At 61.3% G+C, this 18,047-nt stretch carries 18 protein-coding genes; 4 read left to right on the forward strand and 14 right to left on the reverse strand.

The annotated features are described in order from the left end of the window. Nucleotides 1-32 precede the first annotated feature (32 nt). From LCH64_RS26510 to LCH64_RS26545, 8 genes are all read right to left on the reverse strand, one after another. On the reverse strand, nt 33-1,490 hold the full coding sequence (locus LCH64_RS26510) for a D-aminoacylase (protein ID WP_226501768.1): 1,458 nt from the start codon (nt 1,488-1,490) through the stop codon (nt 33-35). Between the two features lie 25 nt (nt 1,491-1,515). Continuing rightward, nucleotides 1,516-2,154, reverse strand: a complete 639-nt coding sequence (locus LCH64_RS26515; protein WP_226501769.1) for a YdcF family protein — start codon at nt 2,152-2,154, stop codon at nt 1,516-1,518. After that, nucleotides 2,151-2,825, reverse strand: a complete 675-nt coding sequence (locus LCH64_RS26520; protein ID WP_260525175.1) for an HAD family phosphatase — start codon at nt 2,823-2,825, stop codon at nt 2,151-2,153. The genes LCH64_RS26515 and LCH64_RS26520 overlap by 4 nt, the downstream gene beginning before the upstream one ends. 1 nt (nt 2,826) lies before the next feature. Beyond that, a complete protein-coding gene (locus tag LCH64_RS26525; RefSeq protein ID WP_226501770.1) occupies nt 2,827-4,002 on the reverse strand; it encodes an MFS transporter in 1,176 nt (391 codons plus the stop codon). Between the two features lie 62 nt (nt 4,003-4,064). Continuing rightward, on the reverse strand, nt 4,065-5,786 hold the full coding sequence (locus LCH64_RS26530) for a carbamoyltransferase C-terminal domain-containing protein (protein WP_226501771.1): 1,722 nt from the start codon (nt 5,784-5,786) through the stop codon (nt 4,065-4,067). Nucleotides 5,787-6,349: 563 nt separating this feature from the next. After that, nucleotides 6,350-7,243, reverse strand: coding sequence for an NAD-dependent epimerase/dehydratase family protein (locus LCH64_RS26535; protein WP_226501772.1), 894 nt, complete (start codon nt 7,241-7,243; stop codon nt 6,350-6,352). A gap of 103 nt (nt 7,244-7,346) precedes the next feature. Next, the gene (locus LCH64_RS26540; RefSeq protein WP_027614142.1) at nt 7,347-8,258 is read right to left on the reverse strand and encodes a LysR family transcriptional regulator; all 912 of its coding nucleotides are present in this window, start codon (nt 8,256-8,258) and stop codon (nt 7,347-7,349) included. 172 nt (nt 8,259-8,430) lie between these two features. Beyond that, nucleotides 8,431-9,021 (reverse strand): NAD(P)H-dependent oxidoreductase, encoded by a 591-nt coding sequence (locus LCH64_RS26545; protein ID WP_226501773.1) that lies wholly within the window; start codon nt 9,019-9,021, stop codon nt 8,431-8,433. Nucleotides 9,022-9,204: 183 nt separating this feature from the next. On the opposite strand from LCH64_RS26545, the gene LCH64_RS26550 reads away from it, so the two are divergent. Then, complete coding sequence (locus LCH64_RS26550; RefSeq protein WP_226501774.1) at nt 9,205-9,519, forward strand: putative quinol monooxygenase; 315 nt, start codon at nt 9,205-9,207, stop codon at nt 9,517-9,519. Here LCH64_RS26550 and LCH64_RS26555 read toward each other — a convergent pair. Next, nucleotides 9,509-10,273: a sulfite exporter TauE/SafE family protein gene (locus LCH64_RS26555; RefSeq protein WP_226501775.1), complete on the reverse strand. Its 765-nt coding sequence runs from the start codon at nt 10,271-10,273 to the stop codon at nt 9,509-9,511. The genes LCH64_RS26550 and LCH64_RS26555 overlap by 11 nt on opposite strands. Nucleotides 10,274-10,486: 213 nt before the next feature. Here LCH64_RS26555 and LCH64_RS26560 point away from each other — a divergent pair, with 213 nt between their 5' ends. Then, nucleotides 10,487-11,386, forward strand: coding sequence for a LysR substrate-binding domain-containing protein (locus tag LCH64_RS26560; protein ID WP_226501776.1), 900 nt, complete (start codon nt 10,487-10,489; stop codon nt 11,384-11,386). 95 nt (nt 11,387-11,481) lie between these two features. Continuing rightward, on the forward strand, nt 11,482-11,832 hold the full coding sequence (locus tag LCH64_RS26565; protein ID WP_226501777.1) for a cupin domain-containing protein: 351 nt from the start codon (nt 11,482-11,484) through the stop codon (nt 11,830-11,832). 262 nt (nt 11,833-12,094) lie between these two features. Here LCH64_RS26565 and mmsB read toward each other — a convergent pair whose 3' ends face one another. Together mmsB and LCH64_RS26575 are read right to left on the reverse strand one after the other, a co-directional pair. Further along, nucleotides 12,095-12,982 carry a 3-hydroxyisobutyrate dehydrogenase gene (gene mmsB, locus LCH64_RS26570; RefSeq protein WP_128614874.1) on the reverse strand — a complete coding sequence of 296 codons (888 nt, stop codon included), beginning with the start codon at nt 12,980-12,982 and terminating at the stop codon, nt 12,095-12,097. Nucleotides 12,983-12,991: 9 nt separating this feature from the next. Next, nucleotides 12,992-14,518: a CoA-acylating methylmalonate-semialdehyde dehydrogenase gene (locus LCH64_RS26575; protein ID WP_226501778.1), complete on the reverse strand. Its 1,527-nt coding sequence runs from the start codon at nt 14,516-14,518 to the stop codon at nt 12,992-12,994. Nucleotides 14,519-14,668: 150 nt separating this feature from the next. Between LCH64_RS26575 and LCH64_RS26580 the strand changes: the two genes are divergently transcribed. Next, the gene (locus tag LCH64_RS26580; protein WP_007962101.1) at nt 14,669-15,616 is read left to right on the forward strand and encodes a LysR family transcriptional regulator; all 948 of its coding nucleotides are present in this window, start codon (nt 14,669-14,671) and stop codon (nt 15,614-15,616) included. On the opposite strand, the gene LCH64_RS26585 is transcribed toward LCH64_RS26580, so the two are convergent. Genes LCH64_RS26585 through LCH64_RS26595 form a run of 3 tightly spaced genes read right to left on the reverse strand, consistent with a single transcriptional unit; the run spans nt 15,613 to nt 17,952 of the window. Then, entirely contained in the window at nt 15,613-16,068 is a 456-nt protein-coding gene (locus LCH64_RS26585) for an OmpA family protein (protein WP_226501782.1), read from the reverse strand. The genes LCH64_RS26580 and LCH64_RS26585 overlap by 4 nt on opposite strands. Nucleotides 16,069-16,111: 43 nt before the next feature. Next, nucleotides 16,112-17,380, reverse strand: a complete 1,269-nt coding sequence (locus LCH64_RS26590) for a diguanylate cyclase (RefSeq protein WP_201135862.1) — start codon at nt 17,378-17,380, stop codon at nt 16,112-16,114. Continuing rightward, complete coding sequence (locus tag LCH64_RS26595; protein ID WP_226501779.1) at nt 17,377-17,952, reverse strand: YfiR family protein; 576 nt, start codon at nt 17,950-17,952, stop codon at nt 17,377-17,379. Before LCH64_RS26595 ends, LCH64_RS26590 begins: the two co-directional genes overlap by 4 nt. Nucleotides 17,953-18,047 lie beyond the last annotated feature (95 nt).

Raw genomic sequence — 18,047 nt, forward strand, 5'->3', positions numbered from 1 at the left:
AGCCTTCGGCAGCTCCTACAGGGGCTTGGCAATCAATGAAACCCCTCGCGCAAATCCCCATTCCTCGCCAGAAACCGCCCTTCCCGACGCCCATTCGCCTGCCCATCGCGATAACTCAACACCCCATTGACCCACACCCCATCAATCCCCTGCGCCGCTCGCTGCGGATCATGGAAATCCGCCACATCGCGCACGGTCAGTGGATCGAACAACACCAGGTCCGCCCAATAACCTTCACGAATCTCGCCCCTCTCCTGCAAGCCAAACCGCGCTGCCGACAGACCGGTCATCTTGTGCACGGCGGTGTGCAGCGGAAACAGCCCGACATCGCGACTGAAATGTCCGAGTACCCGTGGGAAAGCGCCCCACAGGCGTGGATGTGGGAACGGGTCTTCCGGCAGGCCGTCAGACCCGACCATCGACAATGGATGCGCGAGGATTTTTCGTACATCGGCCTCGTCCATGCCGTAGTACACCGCGCCCGCCGGTTGCAGGCGCTTGGCGGCTTCGAGCAGTGGCACGTTCCATTCGGCGGCGATGTCGATCAGGTCGCGTCCGCTGACTTCAGGATGCGGTGTCGACCAGGTGATGGTGATGCGGTGGGCGTCGGTGACTTGCTTCAGATCCAGGGTCGAAGAACTCGCCGCGTAGGGATAGCAATCGCATCCTACGTGCTGGGTTTTCGCTGCTTCCTCCAACGCCGTGAGCAACTGCGGACTACGCCCCCAGTTACCGACACCGGCACATTTGAGGTGGGAAATGATCACCGGTGACCGCGAGTGACGGCCAATGCTGAACGCTTCGTCCATCGCCTCCAGCACCGGCTCGAATTCACTGCGCAGATGGGTGGTGTACACCGCGCCGAACGCCGTGAGCTCTTCGGTCAGTTGCGTCACTTCGTCGGTGGAGGCGTTAAAGGCGCTGGCGTAGGCCAGGCCTGTGGATAAACCGAGCGCGCCGGCTTCAAGGCTTTCACGCAGTTGCTCGCGCATGGCGGCGATTTCATCTGGCGTGGCGGTGCGGAACAAGTCGTCGAGGTGATTGCTGCGCAGTGCCGTGTGGCCGACCAGTGCAGCGACGTTCAGCGTGGTGTTCGCCGCTTCGACGGCGGCGCGGTAATCGCTGAAGCGCGGATAGACGAACGCCGCTGCGCTGCCGAGCAGGTTCATCGGGTCCGGCGGATTGCCTTGCAAACTGACCGGCGAGGCGCTGATCCCACAGTTGCCGACAATCACCGTGGTCACGCCCTGGCTGAGCTTGGGCAGCATCTGCGGCTGGCGGATGACCACGGTGTCGTCGTGGGTGTGCACGTCGATGAAACCCGGGGCGAGCACGCGGCCGGCGGCGTCGATTTCTTCCGTGGCGCGAGCATCGTGCAAGTCGCCGATACGTTCGATGCGCCCGTTGAGAATCGCCACATCGGCGCGGTAGCCGGGCGTGTTGCTGCCATCGATGACGGTGGCGTTGCGGATCAGCGTGTCGTATTGCATGTCTGTCTCCCGGCGGGAGTCAGCGTCAACTCCTGCCCTTGATCAAATGGTGATAGAAGCCTTGCTCCACCAGATACCGCCAGGCTACCTGAACCTCTTCGGGGATGACCTGCTCGACCTGAAAACCCAACGAAGGGTAAACCATGATGCGGTGCACATCGCCGACCATTTCGTCGATCAGGCCCAAGACCCCGATCAGATTGCTGACGTCATCGGGAAATCGGAACGACGGCGCATCCACAAAGGCTTCCAGGCCGGGCCATTGCACGGGCAAGGTCAACGCCACGCGCCGGATCGAATTGGGCTTGGTCAGAAAGGTCGCGCGACGCACGTCGGGAAACATCGCCCGGGCAAACGCAATGTTTTCGGCAAAATTGGTCGCGCGGGTTTCCAGGGTGAACTGCTCTGCCCTCACCCCTTGCATCAACGCGTGTTGGGCAAAAATATCGGCTTCGGTGCGTTCCCACAAATGCCTGGTCCAGTTGCCGGTATTGCCGGTGAACAACAGGTGGGGGGCCACGCCGTCTTTCAGGAGTTGGCAGGCGTAATCGCAGACCCGCAGGTCGTAGGAGCCGCAGACTACGATCAATTCACTGGCGCTGTGTTGGCGCCCCGCACCGAGGAATTTCCAGAGCACGCTGGCGTGCTGCAAGGTCAATGTCATGAGCGGGCAAACCTCCGGGTCGGGTGCGCGTTGATGGACAGCGCTCCATCGGCATAACCGTGCGCGCCCCTGCCGTTCAGCCTAAGCGCAAGCCGGGTGAAATCGGCATACACGCCTGCAGCGCCATGCGCGGTCAGCGTCGGGTCGTCGCCAATGCCGATACACAGTGCGCCACTGCTGACCGCCGACTGCACACCGCTGACCGAGTCTTCGAAGACCAGGCACTCATCACTTTGCCGGCCCAGTTGTGCTGCGGCCAGGCGATAGGGATCGGGGGCCGGTTTGCCGCTGCGCACGTCGTCGCGGCAGATGATGCTGTCGAATGCCGACATCAGGTTGTGTTGCTGCAGAACGTGGTCGACCCGCGCCCGCCAACTGCTGGTGACCAGCGCCAGGGGCACGGCGTGCTCGCGGAGTCGGGCGATCAACGTCGCGACGCCTGGCACCAGCGCACAGTTCGTCACCTGCTCGATGGCGTCGACTTCACGCTTGATCGCCACCCGCTGTGCTTCGTCGAACTCGGCAAACAAGGTCTTGAGGGTGTAACCACCGGGGCGGCCGTGGATGTGTTCGTCGATGAACGCCTGATCGACGCTGATCCCGTACTCGCGCGCCACGGTGGTCCAGGCGTGTTCAATCACCTCGCGCGACTGAATGAGCACGCCGTCCATATCAAAGCAGACGGCTGTAAACGTTTGTTGAGCCATGAGTTGAACTTCGCATTTTCTGATGAGCAATGAACGCCAGCACCGTTCCGACCAACGCGAACAGCGCCATCACGTAGTAGGACCACTGCGGCCGGGTCTGGTACAGGTAGCCGGCGAAAGGTGTGGCCAGGCCCATGGGCAACGCCACCGCCAGGGAGTAATAAACCCCTTGAGTAAAGACCTGAATATCCTGCGGTGCCTGGTCGCGAATAAAGCGCATGATCGCCGCGTGGTAGGCGGCAAAGCTCAGCGCGTGCAGGCACTGCCCCAGCAGGATCAGCGACACCGCGTCGCTGTTGGAAAACAGCGCCCAGCGCAGTGCCGCACAGACACTGGAAAACATCACCAGGGACAACGGCGCGCAAAACGCCAGGACCTTGTTGGAGAGCGCGAACCAGGTGATTTCCGCAATCACCGCCACCGCCCAGAACATGCCGATCGCCGAGGAAGAGAAACCCTTCACCCCCCAACCGATCGAAGCCGTGGAAAAGTACAGGGTGTGGCTCAGCTGAATGAAGCTGGCGGCAGCAATCGCGATCAGCAGGCTCTTGTGTGCCAACAGCGCTTTCCAGTCCGGCCGTTTGCGCGCCGGGCCGGGCGGCGCCAGATGCGCCCGCGACACCTGGCGCTTCAGGCGCAGACACGCCACGGCGGTGAGCAACATGCTCGCCGCGATCACCAGCGGCACCCACGACTGGCTGTACTGCGCAAACAGAAAGCCGCCGAGGGTCGAGGTCAGGATAAACGCCGAAGAGCCTACCGCCCGCACCCAGCCGTAATTCTGCAGGGCCAGTTTGTCGCGCTTGAGCAGGTAAGACTCGGACAGCGGCAGTACCACCATCCACAGCCCGCCAAACAGCACACTCAGGCACACGAACATCCATAAGTGCGCCGGGATGAAGTAGAACAGCAACGTACACAACGCGGCGGTAACGCTCAGAACAGCGGCGAGCCGCAACTGATCCACGCGCCAGTCGGCCACATAGGTGATCAGCACCCCGGTCACCACCTGTGGCCAATACGCCGCGGCGATCAGCAAGCCGATTTCACTGGCACTGAAGCCCAGGGAATCCAGCCAGGTCGGCCAGAACGGATAGATGATCCCTTCCGCCGCAAAGAACCCGAAAAAGATTAAATACATTCGTCAACCATACGCCTGACACTCCAGAAGCAGGGCTCCCCAGGAGCCCTGAATAGCATCCATTATTCGAAGCGTTGCTGAGTGAAGCTGTTTTTGCCCTTGCGCCAGACGATCAGCGATTCACTCATGACCACCAGATCGACCATGCCTTCTTTCAACGCATCCAGTGCGTCCTGGGAAGAACACACGATCGGCTCTTCGTGGCGGTTGAACGAGGTGTTGATCAAGGCTGCCTGACCGGTTTTCTGGTGCCAGGCCGTCAGCAGGCGATGCATGAACGGGTCGTTCTGCGGGCGAATGATCTGCGGGCGCGCGGTGCCATCGATGTGCACCACGGCCGGACTCGCCTCGCTGAATTGCGGATGACAATCGTAGGTCATGGTCATGGTATCGGCGGCCACTTGCTCCTCGTCCCAACCGACGTAGCAGGCCGGCGCCTGCTCGATGGCGGTGACCGGGCCGAAGGGCATGAACTCGGTGCGATGCATGCGTTTGTTGAGCCAGTCGTTCACCTCCGCATCCTGGGCGTGATAGACGATGCTGCGATTGCACAGCGAACGCGGGCCGAACTCCATCTTGCCCTTGAACATGCCCAGCACCTGATTTTCCGTCAGGGCCTCGGTCAGCACTTCGATGATGTTCGACGGCGTGTGATAACCGAGCTCAGGGTAGTCGCGATTGATCAGGTTGATGTTCTGCGAAACGCTGCGCGATTCCGGGCCAAGCATCATCGACGGATTCTTGAAGCGGGTGCCGTTTTCCAGGTACGCGGTACCGACCGCAGCAGCCAGTGCCAGGCCGCCATCGCCCATGCACGGCAGCACGTAGACGTCTTTCACGCCCGGAATCTCGCGCAGGCGCTGGTTGAGTTTGACGTTGCCAAACACACCGCCGGCCAGGCACAGGTTGGCGCTACCGCGCTGCGCCAGATGATGGCTGACGGTCGCCACCAGCAGATCTTCGCTGTGACGCTGTACAGCGGCGGCGATGTCCTCGGGGGTTTCCCGGGCAAACAGGGTTTCCAGCGGCGCGCTGTAGGTGTTGTAGGACGGCAGGAACATATCGCCGCAGCGCGCCTTGATGCGGCCGTCTTCGAAACGGATCATCTGCTGCATCACGCCCAGCAGTTTCTGCGGATCGCCGAATGCGGCCAGACCGGTGACCTTGCCTTCGTGCCGGTTGGGTTTGTAACCGAGCAGGTGAGTGATCCGGCCGTAGAAATAACCGAGGCTGTCGACACTGGTTTCGCGTTGCAGCACCGTGGTTTCTGTCGGGCTGTACCAGGTGACGGTCAGCGACTGAAAGTCGCCGCGTCCGTCGCACGTCAGGGTCAACGCGTCCTCGAATGGCGAGCAGACATAGGCACCGAGCGCATGGCACTCATGGTGATCGATGAAATACGCCTTGCCTTGCAGACCGTTGGCGACAACGTACTGGTCGAATTCGCCGCGTTTTTCCTTGTCGTTGTTGATTTCATCGGTCACACGCTGACGGAACTGCGCAAGGCCTTGAGGGTTGTTCCTGACCTCCTCGACAATGCGATCGAAGTACAACTCCAGATGTTTGTCGGCACTGAACCCGGCGTTCCATCCATAGGCGACATGATCGACGTCTTCCAGTGACACGCCGGCCTGGCTCAACACAAACTCGATGGACTTGGCCGGCCAGATTTTATGGTCCTTGATGCGGGTGAAACGCTCTTCACTGACCGCTGAAAGAATCTGACCATCGCGTACCAGGCAAGCACCCGCCAAATCATTGTTCGTAATACCCAAAATGATCATAACTATTCCTTGTTTTCGCCAATTGAGGTGACGGCTTCGCCCACGCGCGTAGCGTGCAATGCAACACCAGAGTCAATGACAGATGCCGGCCGTCATGGCCGACCATTACTCGTCGGGAGATAGCGGATTGATGTAGGTCCGCCGGGGGGATACACCTTCACCAGAAGGCATCAATGGGTGTCGCCATCGCAAATTCCTTTTGCCGGAAAACTCCATGGGCGGTGCCGTGCTGAACGGGCCTCATGCCTGCAACACGTGGAGGGCGACATGCATCGCAGCCGCTCTCGTTTCACCGGGGTAGCAGCCTAGTCGGTAATTTCCCGAACACCCGGCGAAGTCCCCGCTAAAAATTAAATTCCACTGGCAGCCGCTGTGTTTGCGGCGGGTTACCGGGACAAAAAAAAGAACGATGACGGCGTGCCATTCGACTTTTCTGTTGTTTGATCCAGCGCTTTCGCGAGCAAGCCCGCTCCCACAGTTTGATCGCATTCCTTCAGCCAGAATGCGTTCTACTTGTGGGAGCGGGCTTGCTCGCGAATGGCTTCACGCGGTGTAGCGTAAACTCACACCATCTCGTTACGAATCCATTCAACCACCGACGTGCGCTTCGGTGCCCAGCCCAGCAGTTCGCGGGCGTGTTTGCCGCGAACGCGGCTGTTGGAGCCGAGGCCGTAGTTGGTCATTTCGTAGCCCCACTCGGCTTCGGCGTCTTGCAGTGGCCAGTCTTGTGGCTCGCCGAGGTTCAGCGCCTGGGCCATGGCGGTGGTCATGTCGATGAATGAGGCTTCGCCGCTTTCGACAAAGTAGAAGGTGCCGGGCACGTTTTTGGTCAGCGCCAGCAGGTACAGGGCGACGACGTCTTCGATGTGCACGTTGGACCAGATGTTCTGGCCAGTGCCGACATGGCGCACCACACCGCTTTTGCGCGCTTGTTTGAGCAGACGTGGCAACTGCACGCTGTCGCGATTGACGCCCAGGCTGTGGCCGTAGATCAAGGTGTTGCAGATCACTGCCGAGTTCACGCCGTCCTGTGCAGCGGCGAGGATCAGATTGTCGATGGCCACGCGGGCAGCCTTGTCGACGGTGGGTTCCGGCAGGTTGTCTTCGTAGTAGATGACGTCGCTGGACTTGCCGCCCGAGGCATCGCCGACGATGCTCGAACCGCTGGTGTGCAGGAACACTTTGTTCGAACCGCGCAGGGCATCGAGCAACGCTTCGACCGCGCCGCGATGGTCACTGCTGGCGGCGTTGATCACCGCATCGGCGGCGCGGGCCTGTGCGGCCAGCAGCGTGGCGTCTTCGAGGGTGCCGATCACCGGGGTGATGCCCAATGCCTTGAGCTCTTCGGCCTGTTCGGCGCTACGCACCAGGCCCGTGACGGTGTGGCCGGCCTGGACCAGACCGGTGGCGATGGAACCGCCGATGAATCCGGCAGCGCCGGTGATGAATACGTTCATGGAGAAACTCCCTGCGTGAATAAGTGATGCCGCGAGTATCGACCGCTAACCCCGGTGGAAAAACCCGCGATCACCCAAATCACTGTTGCGCAGGGATCACGAATCAACCCTTGAAATCGGCGCTGGCGTAGGCCGCAAGTTTGCTCTGGATGAAGTCGAGGAAGCACTGAATGCGCAGCGCCAGTTGCGAGTTACGGTAGTACACCGCGTTGATCGGCTGGCGATAACCGCTGTTGAATTCCGCCAGCAGCACCTTGAGGCGCCCGGCGCGGATGTCGTCGATGGTCATGAAGTGCGACAGGCAGGCGATGCCCTGGCCTTCCAGCGCCAGATGGCGCACGGTTTCGCCGCTGGAGGCGCTGATCGCCGGGGTGATAGGCCAGCGGTCGCCGTGCACGTAGCGCAGCGGCCACTGGTTGAGGCCTTCGTTGTGGGTGAAACCGAGCAGGGTGTGTTCGCTCAAGTCGGCGACCTGCTGCGGCGCGCCGTGCTTTTCCAGATACGCCGGGCTGGCGACGATCAGCAACGGGCTGCACCCGAGCGAGCGCGCATGCAATGTGGAATCGGCAAGGGTGCCGATGCGGATGGCGACGTCGGTGCTTTGTTCCAGCAGGTCAATGATCAGGTCATTGCTGTTGAGTTCGAGCTGGATGTCCGGGTACAGGCCTCGGAATTCGTCGATGTACGGCACGATGGCGTGCAGCATGAACGGCGACGCGGCGTTGATTCGCAAGCGTCCGGACGGGGTTTGCTGGCGTGAGGACAGACGCTCTTCGAGGGCGTCCATTTGATCGAGAATCAGCTTGGCCTGCTCGAAGAAGTACTTGCCCTCCTCGGTCAGGTCCATGCGTCGCGTGGTGCGGTTGATCAGCGTGGTGTCGAGCTTGGCTTCCAGCCGCGACAACGTTCGGCTCACCGCCGAAGGGGTCTGGCCGACCTGCTCGGCAGCGGCGGAAATCGAACCGCATTCGATCACGCAGACGAAAATCTGCAACTCATCGGATCTGGCTTTCACGGAAACTCTCTAATCGAATGAGTATTCATCGTGGCGAGGGAGCTTGCTCCCGCTGGAGTGCGCAGCGCTCCCCTGCGATTCAGGTAGAAGCGAGGGCCGCTGCGCAGCCCAGCGGGAGCAAGCTCCCTCGCCACAGGACTTGGCCAAGCTATTCGATAGTAGCTTGATTCACTCAAGCCTTGAGAGCGAACACCTCTTTCAGATGCTGCTCATACCGCGCCACATCATTCTCGATGTTCGGGCGCTTCATCACGTCCACACAGAGGAACGTCGGCAACCCGGTCATGCCCAAAAACTCGTTGGCCTTGTGGAACGGAAAATAAACCGCGTCGATACCCTTGGCTTCAAAGAAATCTGTCGGGTCATCAAACGCCTGCTGCGGTGCGTTCCAGGTCAGCGACAGCATGTACTGCTTGCCCTGAATCAGACCGCCGCTGCCGTACTTCTGCGACGAGTCGGAACGGGTCCGACCATCGCTGGCATAGAGGCTGCCGTGGCCTTCGGTGAAGACTTCGTCGAGGTACTTTTTCACCGTCCACGGCGCGCCCATCCACCAGCCCGGCATCTGATAAATGATCACGTCGGCCCAGAGGAATTTGGCCACTTCTTCAGCGACGTCGTAACCCTCGTCGATGAACGTGGTTTTGACATCCAGACCACCGCGATCCAGCACGCTCAGTGCAGTTTCGTGCAGGGTCGCGTTGTAACGACCGTCGGAGTGGGCGAATTTCTTGCCGCCATTGAGCAACAACACTTTTTTCATGAGAACGCCTCGGTGCAGCCTTGGGGCTGGAGGAAGATGGGAAAAGGAATGGCGGCAGGTTAACGGCCCATCTCGCGCGGAATAAGCCGCGCTGGCGCAAAATACATTTGATCAAAAAGCACGAATCGAATGCCGATTATTGCAATAGCATTCCCGGCCATCTGCATTTGAGGAGTTGTTTCGATGAGTGAACGCCACGGTTTCATCCTGCACGCCAAGACCCGCCCGGAGAAAGCCGAGGCCTTCGAAGCGCTGTTTCGCGCCTATGTCGAACCGAGCCGCGCCGAGCCCGGCTGCATCGAGTACCACATGCTGCGCGACAAGGAAGATCCGACGCTGTTCATCTTCTACGAGATCTGGGAAAGCCAGGCGCACTTGGACATGCACTCGAACCTGCCGCACATGCGCGAGTTTTTCGAGAACCGCATGACGTACCTGGAGCGCGATTTTGATATCCGTCGGATCGACATGCTCAGCGTCTCGTCGGCTAGCCGCTGATCAGCAGATGGGCGCCGAGCGCGCCCAGTCCGACGAAAAATACTCGCTTGAACAGCACGGCGCTGATGCGCTGACGCAACCACTGCCCGAACCACATGCCCAGCATCGCCGGGATCAGCACCAGCAGCGAGGCAGTCAGTTCGCCACCGCCCAGCGCACCGCGCCAGAACAAGCCGCCGGCCAGCGCCAGGGTCGAAACCGTGAACGACAGGCCCAACGCCTGCACCAGTTCATCGCGACTCAAACCCAGCGCCTGCAGGTACGGCACCGCCGGAATCACGAACACACCGGTGGCCGAAGTAATGACCCCGGTGATCATCCCGCACAGCGGGCCGAGCCACGGCTCATGCCGAGGATTGACCTGTAGCGTCGGGAGCAGCAACCCACTCAACGCATACAGCAGCAGCGCCGCGCCCAAGCCGCGCACCACCCAATGCCCGCCTGCCATGCCGATCGACAACGTGCCGGCTGCGGTGCCGAGAAAGATCATCAGCAGCATCGGCCACAGGCGTTTGATCAGCCCTCTCAGATGCCCGCCGAAGGCCAGTTGCCAGACATTGGTCAACGTCGCCGGAATGATCAGCAACGCCGCAGCCTGCGACGGGGCCATAGCCAGACCGAGCAGGCCCATGGCGACGGTGGGCAGGCCGAGGCCGATCACGCCTTTGACCAGGCCGGCCATGATGAAGGTGGCGATGACCAGCAATGACAGGGCAAGGCCGAGGTTCTGGTAGAAATCTGCGAGTGTGTTCATGGCGCTACTGTGCGCTTTCACGGATGCGCTGAAAATCTGCCATATACTGAGGCTGCCTCTGCCAATACAAGAGGCTGAATTATTCATTAGAGTGACCGGCCTCATCGCGAGCAGGCTCACTCCTACAGGTTGGCGTTCACCTCCGATCCAATGTAGGAGTGAGCCTGCTCGCGATAGGGCCAGTGCTGCCCCTACAAAATCTGAGGCTGCCCCATGCACTTCGACCTCACCGACCTGCGCCTCTATCTACACATCCTCGACACCGGCAACATCACCGCCGGCGCCGCCCGCAGCCATCTCTCGCTGGCCGCCGCCAGTGCGCGCATCCGCGCCATGGAAGCCTCGCTGGGCATCGAGTTCCTGCAACGCGGGCGCCGTGGCGTGAGCCCGACACCTGCTGGCAAGGCATTGGCCCACCACGCGCGCATCCTCCTGCAACAGGCCGAACGCATGCAGCAGGATCTGGCCGACTACGCGCAGGGCGTCAAAGGTCAGGTGCGACTGTTGTGCAACACCACGGCGATCACCGAATACCTGCCGGAAGTGCTCGCGGACTTTTTGCGCGAGCATCCCAACCTCGACATCGATCTGCAGGAACTGCCCAGCGCCCGCATCACCCACGCCTTGCGCCAGGGCGCAGCCGATATCGGCATCGTCTCCGATGCGGTGGACACCACCGACTTGCAGACCCTGCCGTTTCGCGACGATCCATTGCGGCTGATCGTGCCGCTCGGTCATCCACTGGCCAACGCCGCCGAAGTCAGCTTCAGCGACGCCCTGCACCACGATTTCGTCGGCCTGAGCACCGACAGCGCGCTGGCGATCTACCTCGAAGAACAGGCGCTGCACAGTGGCTCGCGCATGCAGGTGCGGATCCGCGCCGACGGTTTCGACGGGGTGATGCGCATGGTCGCCCGAGGTGCCGGCCTCGCCATCGTGCCGCTGGCCGCCCTCGAACGCGCGACGCCGCGCAGATTCACCAGCATCGCCCTCAATGAGCCATGGGCGCGCCGCACCCTGATGCTCTGCACCCGGGATTTCAGCGCCCTGCCCGGTTACGCCAAAGCCTTGCTGCAGGCCTTGACTCCTCCCGAGGGCAAAGCGCGTTTCTGAGCAGCTTGATGTCGAGCACAGACAACTGAGCCCTGTCCGGGCGCTATAGGGTGCGACTTGGTTTCTTTGCCATCCGCCCACTGCCCGGAGTTCTCATGACCGCGACCGCCCCCATCACCGTTCTGCGCGACACCCACCCGCTGCCGGTACTCGATGCCTGCAAATGGGAAAAGCTCGAAGGCGACCCGCACACCGTCAACCTCAACGCCTACACCAGCGAAGACGGCAGCAAGATCATGGGCACCTGGATCTGCACCCCGGGCAAGTGGCGGGTCGACTATGTGAAGTGGGAGTACTGCCACTTCCAGGAAGGCTACTGCATCATCACCCCGTACGGCATGGCACCGATCCACCTGCGCGCCGGCGATATTTTCGTGGTTGAACCGGGGATGAAAGGCACCTGGGAAGTGGTCGAGACCGTGCGCAAATATTTCGTCTTCGCCTGACAAGCAAAAGATCGCAGCCTTCGGCAGCTCCTACATGGGCAAGATGTACACCCTGTAGGAGCTGCCGAAGGCTGCGATCTTTTTTGCCTCATATAAAAACCTGTGGCGAGGGAGCTTGCTCCCGCTCGGCTGCGCAGCAGTCGTAAATTCAGTCAATGCGGTTTTTATGAAGAACCGCATTGACCGGGTTTGGGTCTGCTGCGCAGACCAGCGGGAGCAAGCTCCCTCGCCACAGAAGCTCACACCACCATTTGATGCGTGGTTACTGCGGCTTGCGATAACTGTTGATAATCGCCGAGAAGTCCTTGCCGCCTTCCCCGCGCTGGCTCATCGCCTGATACAACTGTTGCGCCACCGCACCGAGCATCACCGGTTGATGCGCCTGACGCGCCGCTTCGGTCGCCAGCCCCAGATCCTTGAGCATCAGTTCGGCACCAAACCCACCGGTATACCCGCGCGAGGCTGGCGCCGTTTCGACGATGCCCGGCCACGGGTTGTACATTTCCGAACTCCAGCAACGCCCGGTCGAACTGTTGATGATCCCGGCCAGCACCGAAGTGTCGATCCCCAGCGCATCGCCCAACGCCATGGCTTCACTGACGCCGACCATCGAGATCGCCAGCAGCAGGTTGTTGCAGATCTTGGCGATCTGTCCGGTGCCGACTTCGCCGCAATGCACGATGTTGCGGCCCATCTGCGCCAGCACCGGTTGCAGGGTGGCGAACAGTTCCGGAGTGGCGCCGACCATGAAGGTCAGCGTGCCAGCGGTCGCGCCACCGGTGCCGCCGGAGACCGGTGCATCGGCCATCGCCACGCCTTGTTTGGCGGCAGCGGCGGCCACATCACGAGCAGTCTGCGGATCGATGGTGCTGCAATCCACCGCCGGCACGCCTTTGCCGATACCGGCCAGCACACCATCCTCACCGAGCCAGACGCTGCGCACATGCACCGCCGCCGGGAGCATGGTGATCACCAGTTCAGCGTCTTCGGCCGCTTCACGGGCCGAGGCGCGGATGCTGCCGCCCAGTTGCTCCAGTTCCGCCAGCACAGTCTTGTTCAGGTCCACCAGGTTCAGCGAGTGGCCGGCCTTGATCAGGTTGCGCGCCATCGGCGCGCCCATGTTGCCCAGACCGATAAATGCGATTTTCATGGCCAGTCCTCAGCGCAGGTTGATGGTGGTGTTCACGCCGTCGTTGACGCTGTCGTCATCGAACCAGCGCGCCGTGACCGTTTTGGTCTGGGTGTAGAACTGCACCACTTGCTTGCCGTACGGACCGAGGTCGCCGAGTTTCGAACCACGGGACCCGGTGAAGCTGAAGAACGGCACCGGCACTGGAATCGGGATGTTGATGCCGACCTGGCCGACGTCGATTTCCGTCTGGAATTTGCGCGCTGCCGCACCGCTCTGAGTGAACAGGCCCGTGCCGTTGCCGAACGGGTTGGCGTTGACCAGCGCGATGGCCTGGTCGAGGGTCTCGACTTCCAGCACCACCAGCACCGGGCCGAAGATTTCCTGGGTGTAGATCTGCATATCGGTGGTCACGCCCGAGAACAGGGTCGGGCCGACGAAGTTGCCCTGCTCGTAACCCGGCACCTTGATGTCGCGACCATCGAGTTCAAGCTTGGCGCCTTCCTTGATGCCGCTTTCGATCAGATCAAGAATCCGCGCCTTGGCTTTCTTCGAGATCACCGGGCCGACATCGGTGCCTGGCTCACTGCCGGCGTTGACCTTGAGTTTCTGCGCCAGCGCTTTCAGATCCGGCAGCCACTGCTTCGCTGCACCAACCAACACCACCACCGAGGTGGCCATGCAGCGTTGCCCTGCCGCACCGAACCCGGCGCCGACCAAGGCATTCAGCGCTTGTTCGCGATTGGCGTCCGGCAGCACCACGGCGTGGTTCTTCGCGCCCATCATCGACTGCACGCGTTTGCCGTGCTTGCCGGCCAGGTCGTAAACGTGGGTACCGACCGCCGTCGAACCGACGAACGACACCGCTTTGATGTCCTTGTGGGTGCACAGGCCATCCACCACGTCTTTACCGCCATGAACCACGTTGAGCACACCGGCCGGAACGCCCGCCTCGATCGCCAGCTCAACGAGAAGCATGGTCGACAGCGGATCCTGTTCCGACGGTTTGAGTACGAAGGTGTTGCCGCAGGCAATGGCCATCGGGAACATCCACAGCGGAATCATCGCCGGGAAATTGAACGGGGTGATGCCGGCGCACACGCCGATCGGCTGACGCAGGGTGTAGGTATCGACGCCACCCGCCACGTTTTCGGCGAATTCGCCCATTTGCAGGGTACCGATGGAGCAGGCGTGCTCGACCACTTCCAGACCACGGAAAATGTCGCCCTCGGCGTCGGCAATGGTCTTGCCCTGCTCGGCGCTCAGCACCACGGCGATGCGTTTGGAGTGCTCGCGGATCAGTGCCTGCAGCTTGAGCATGATGCGCATGCGCGCGCCGATCGGGGTCAGTTTCCAGGTCTGGAACGCGCGGTGCGCGGCACTGATGGCGGCATCGACTTCAGCGGCGGTAGCGAACGGAACCTTGGCCAGCACTTGCTGGGTCGCCGGGTTGACGATGTCGTGCCACTCGGTGGTCTGCGATTCGACCCACTCGCCATCGATCAGCAGCTTGACCTTCTGGACCGTGGTTTCGTTGGGCGTAAGCGATGCGTTCATGCTGGTCTCCGAAACTTGTTTTTATCGTAGGAGCCAAGGCGAAAGGGTTCGCCTTGAGATGAGGCGTGGGTCACGAATTGGTTGTCAGACTGTTTTTGGAGTATAGATGTGCAAACTTCTAATAAGAACGCACATATAAGCCCGTCCATCATGCAAAAAAACATCACCTCCCTAGGGTCGCTGAACTGGGACGACCTGAAGTTTTTCCTCGAAGTCGCCCGCACCCGCAAGGCCAGCACCGCGGCCAAACGCCTGGCGGTGGACTACACCACGGTGTCGCGGCGCATCAGTTCGCTGGAAGCGGCGTTGGGTACGTTGCTGTTCGAAAAATCGCGCACCAGCGGCTTTGTCCTGACCACTGAAGGCCAGCGTCTACTGGGTTATGCCGAGTCGATTGAAAGCACGTTGCACATGGCTTGCGAGCAGGTCTCGGGCTCTGGTGTGGCGCTTTCTGGACATGTGCGCATGGGCTGCACCGAAGGTTTCGGCAGTTTTTTCATTACCCCGCAGCTGAGCCACTTCGTCGACGCCTACCCGGCGATTTCGGTGGACATCCTGCCGCTGCCGCACTTCATCAGCCTGTCCAAGCGCGAGGCCGATATCGTCATTGCTCTGGAGCGCCCGGAACACGGCCCGTACGTGTGCTGCAAACTCTGCGACTACCGCTTGCAGCTCTACGCAACCCAGGACTACCTCGACCAACACCCACCGATCCGCCGCCCAGCCGATTTGGGCAAGCATCAATTCATCAGTTATGTGGATGACCTGGCGTTCAGCTCGGAGCTGCTGTACCTGGCGAACGTGCTGCCCGGCGCCAGCGCAAACCTGCGCAGCACCAGCGTCATCGCGCAGTTCGTCGCGGCGCAGCAGGGGCGTTCACTGGCGATTCTGCCGTGCTTCCTCGCCGCGCAGGATCCGCGCCTGCTGCCGGTGCTGCCCGAGGAAATCGACATCACCCGGCAGTTCTGGATGTACTGCCGGGAGGATCTGAGGAAGCTCAAGCGGATCACCCTGTTGTGGGATTACATCCGTGAGGTGACCGAGCGTAATCAGGGTCTGCTGATGGGGCAGACCCGCGAGATGCGGTTTGCCGATTAATCGGCGCTGACCACAATCGACACCCGGCGATTCTCGGTGCGTCCGGCGGCAGTGTTGTTCGACGCCACCGGCTCGCTGCTGCCGAGTCCGCGCAGCTGGATGTTCTCTTCCTTCATGCCGACGGTGGTCAGCACTTTGGCCACACTCTTGGCACGGCGCAGTGACAGTTGCTGGTTGTAGGCCTCTTTGCCCGAGGCGTCGGTATGACCGTCGACGCGCACTCGCTCAATGCCGATACCCACCAGCGCCTTGCCGATACGTTCGACGATCTCGGTGCTCTGCGCGTTCAGGCTTTCGATATCGCTGCCAAACAGCACTTTGCCCGACAGGCCGAATGCCCAACCCTCATCGGTCGGCTCGAAGCCCTGTTGTTTGAGTACGGCGATCTGCGCCGGGGTCAGGCCTTTTTGCGGTGCGGTCTGGCACCCGGTCAGCGCCAGTACGGCGATCATCAGCAAGGCGGAAAACAGTCGAGCGGGAAATCTGAACACGGAATCAGCTCCTGGTTTGAAGATTGACGACCGGGCTCTCCGTCCCGGCAGTGGATTGAGCGCCACGCGACAGGCGCTTGGCCTGATACATCGCCGCGTCGGCAGCATTGAGCAAGGCACCTGGCGTGGCACCATGATCGGGGAAAACGGCAATGCCGATACTGAGCGACGTCACCACACTGGTATCACCCGGCAGCGCGATGGGCATGTCCATGCTGGCGAGAATCTTGTCGGCAATGCGTTCGGCGTCTTCGATCTTGTGCAATGGCGCGAGCAGCACGGCGAATTCATCGCCCCCCAGCCGCGCCACCAGATCCTCTTCACGCAGTTGTGCGCGCACCCGATTGGCCACCGCCACCAGCACGGCATCGCCAGCGGCGTGGCCGAAGTTATCGTTGATGCCTTTGAAGCGGTCGCTGTCGAGAAACAGCACCGCCGCCCGCTCGTTGTGCTTGCCGGCATTGCGCAAGGCGCGAATCAACCGGCCTTCGAAAAACGCCCGGTTCGGCAGGCCGGTGAGGCTATCGTGGCTGGCCTGATGGGCGAGGGTTTCGTTCTCGCTTTGCAGGTGGGTTTGCCAGGATTCGAGTTCATCGAGCAGGGCATTGAAGTCGTTGCCGAGGTTGTCGAGCTCGGCGATCTGCGCCGGCGGTACCCGTCGATCCAGCGCACGCTCGCTGCGCGCAGCGTGGGCCACCGCCGCGAGGCTGCGAAGAGGGCCGGTAATGCTGCGTAGCTGTCGGCGCGCCAGATACAGCGCGACCCAGGCACTGATCGCGGTACAGAGGATGATTCCCGCCAGACCGCTGAGCAAAAAGCGCATGAGGCTGCCGCCGTGACCAACCAGCAGAATGCGCCCGATTTCACGATCCTGATGCACGATCGGCAGGCTGATGGGCTTTTCCAGAATAGTGCGGGCGGCCTGCATTTCCAGTTCGGAGAACAGACCGTTTTCGGGCCGCTGCCAGCGTGCCAGCAACTGGCCCTGCGCATCGAAAACCTGAGCATCCGCCACTTCCTCGGTGGACGCGATCAACGCCAGCGCTTCGGTGGCGGCAGCCTTGTCGTTGAACACTACCGCCGCTTCCACGGTGTAGCTGATCGAGCGCGCAATCAGGTGCAGGTTGTGATCGGCGTAGACCCGCAGCGCGAGAACGCCCAACAGGGTCAGCGACACACTGGCCATGGTCACGGCCACCAGCGCGACAATCAAATGTCCACGGCCGATGACCGAGCCCAGTGTCGGACGGGTTCTGGAACGGAACAATTTCATGGCGCCGCCGATTTGCGGCGCGACAGCTGCAGTACGCTCGGGTGGATGCGTACACCGCTGCGGGCTACAGAGTCGAGATTGACCTCGAAGGACACCTGCTTATCGCCGACGCGCAGGCAGAACAGGCTGCCAACCGTGCACTGATCGCCACCTTCGCTGATGCTCAGCACCGGATGACCGATCAATGACGTGAACAGCCGACTGCGTTCATCTGTGGTGAGTTTGCCGATATACACCGCATCGCATTCGCTGACGATGGCCGGGTTGTCGGCCAGCAGGCGACGCACGGTGACCGGCCGGCCAGTGGCTTGTGTGGTGCCTTTGACCAGATCGTCGGTGTACTCGGTAGGCCCGACGATACACAGGCGCAACTGCGCTGGCTCGACCGGCCAACGGGCGTAGCTGAGGATGCCAAGCACAACCTGCGTCACTGCCTGGGCGCGTTGTTCGGCCATGCTTGCGGGCGTTTGTGGCTGCGCAACAGCAACGCCCGTCAGCAAACAGAGCAGACTGACAAGCAATGCGTGCTTGCAGCGAACCACGCGCTCTGTCGCCCAGACTGCCACCTTCATGCAGGGATTCTCTTGGATCGTACCGAAATGATGCCGCAACGATAGCACAGCGGAGTAACACCAGCGAGACAGCGCCTTCTGACCGGCTGGTCAGT

Source organism: Pseudomonas sp. MWU16-30322 (assembly GCF_020515535.1).
GTDB classification, from domain to species: Bacteria; Pseudomonadota; Gammaproteobacteria; order Pseudomonadales; family Pseudomonadaceae; genus Aquipseudomonas; species Aquipseudomonas fluorescens_H.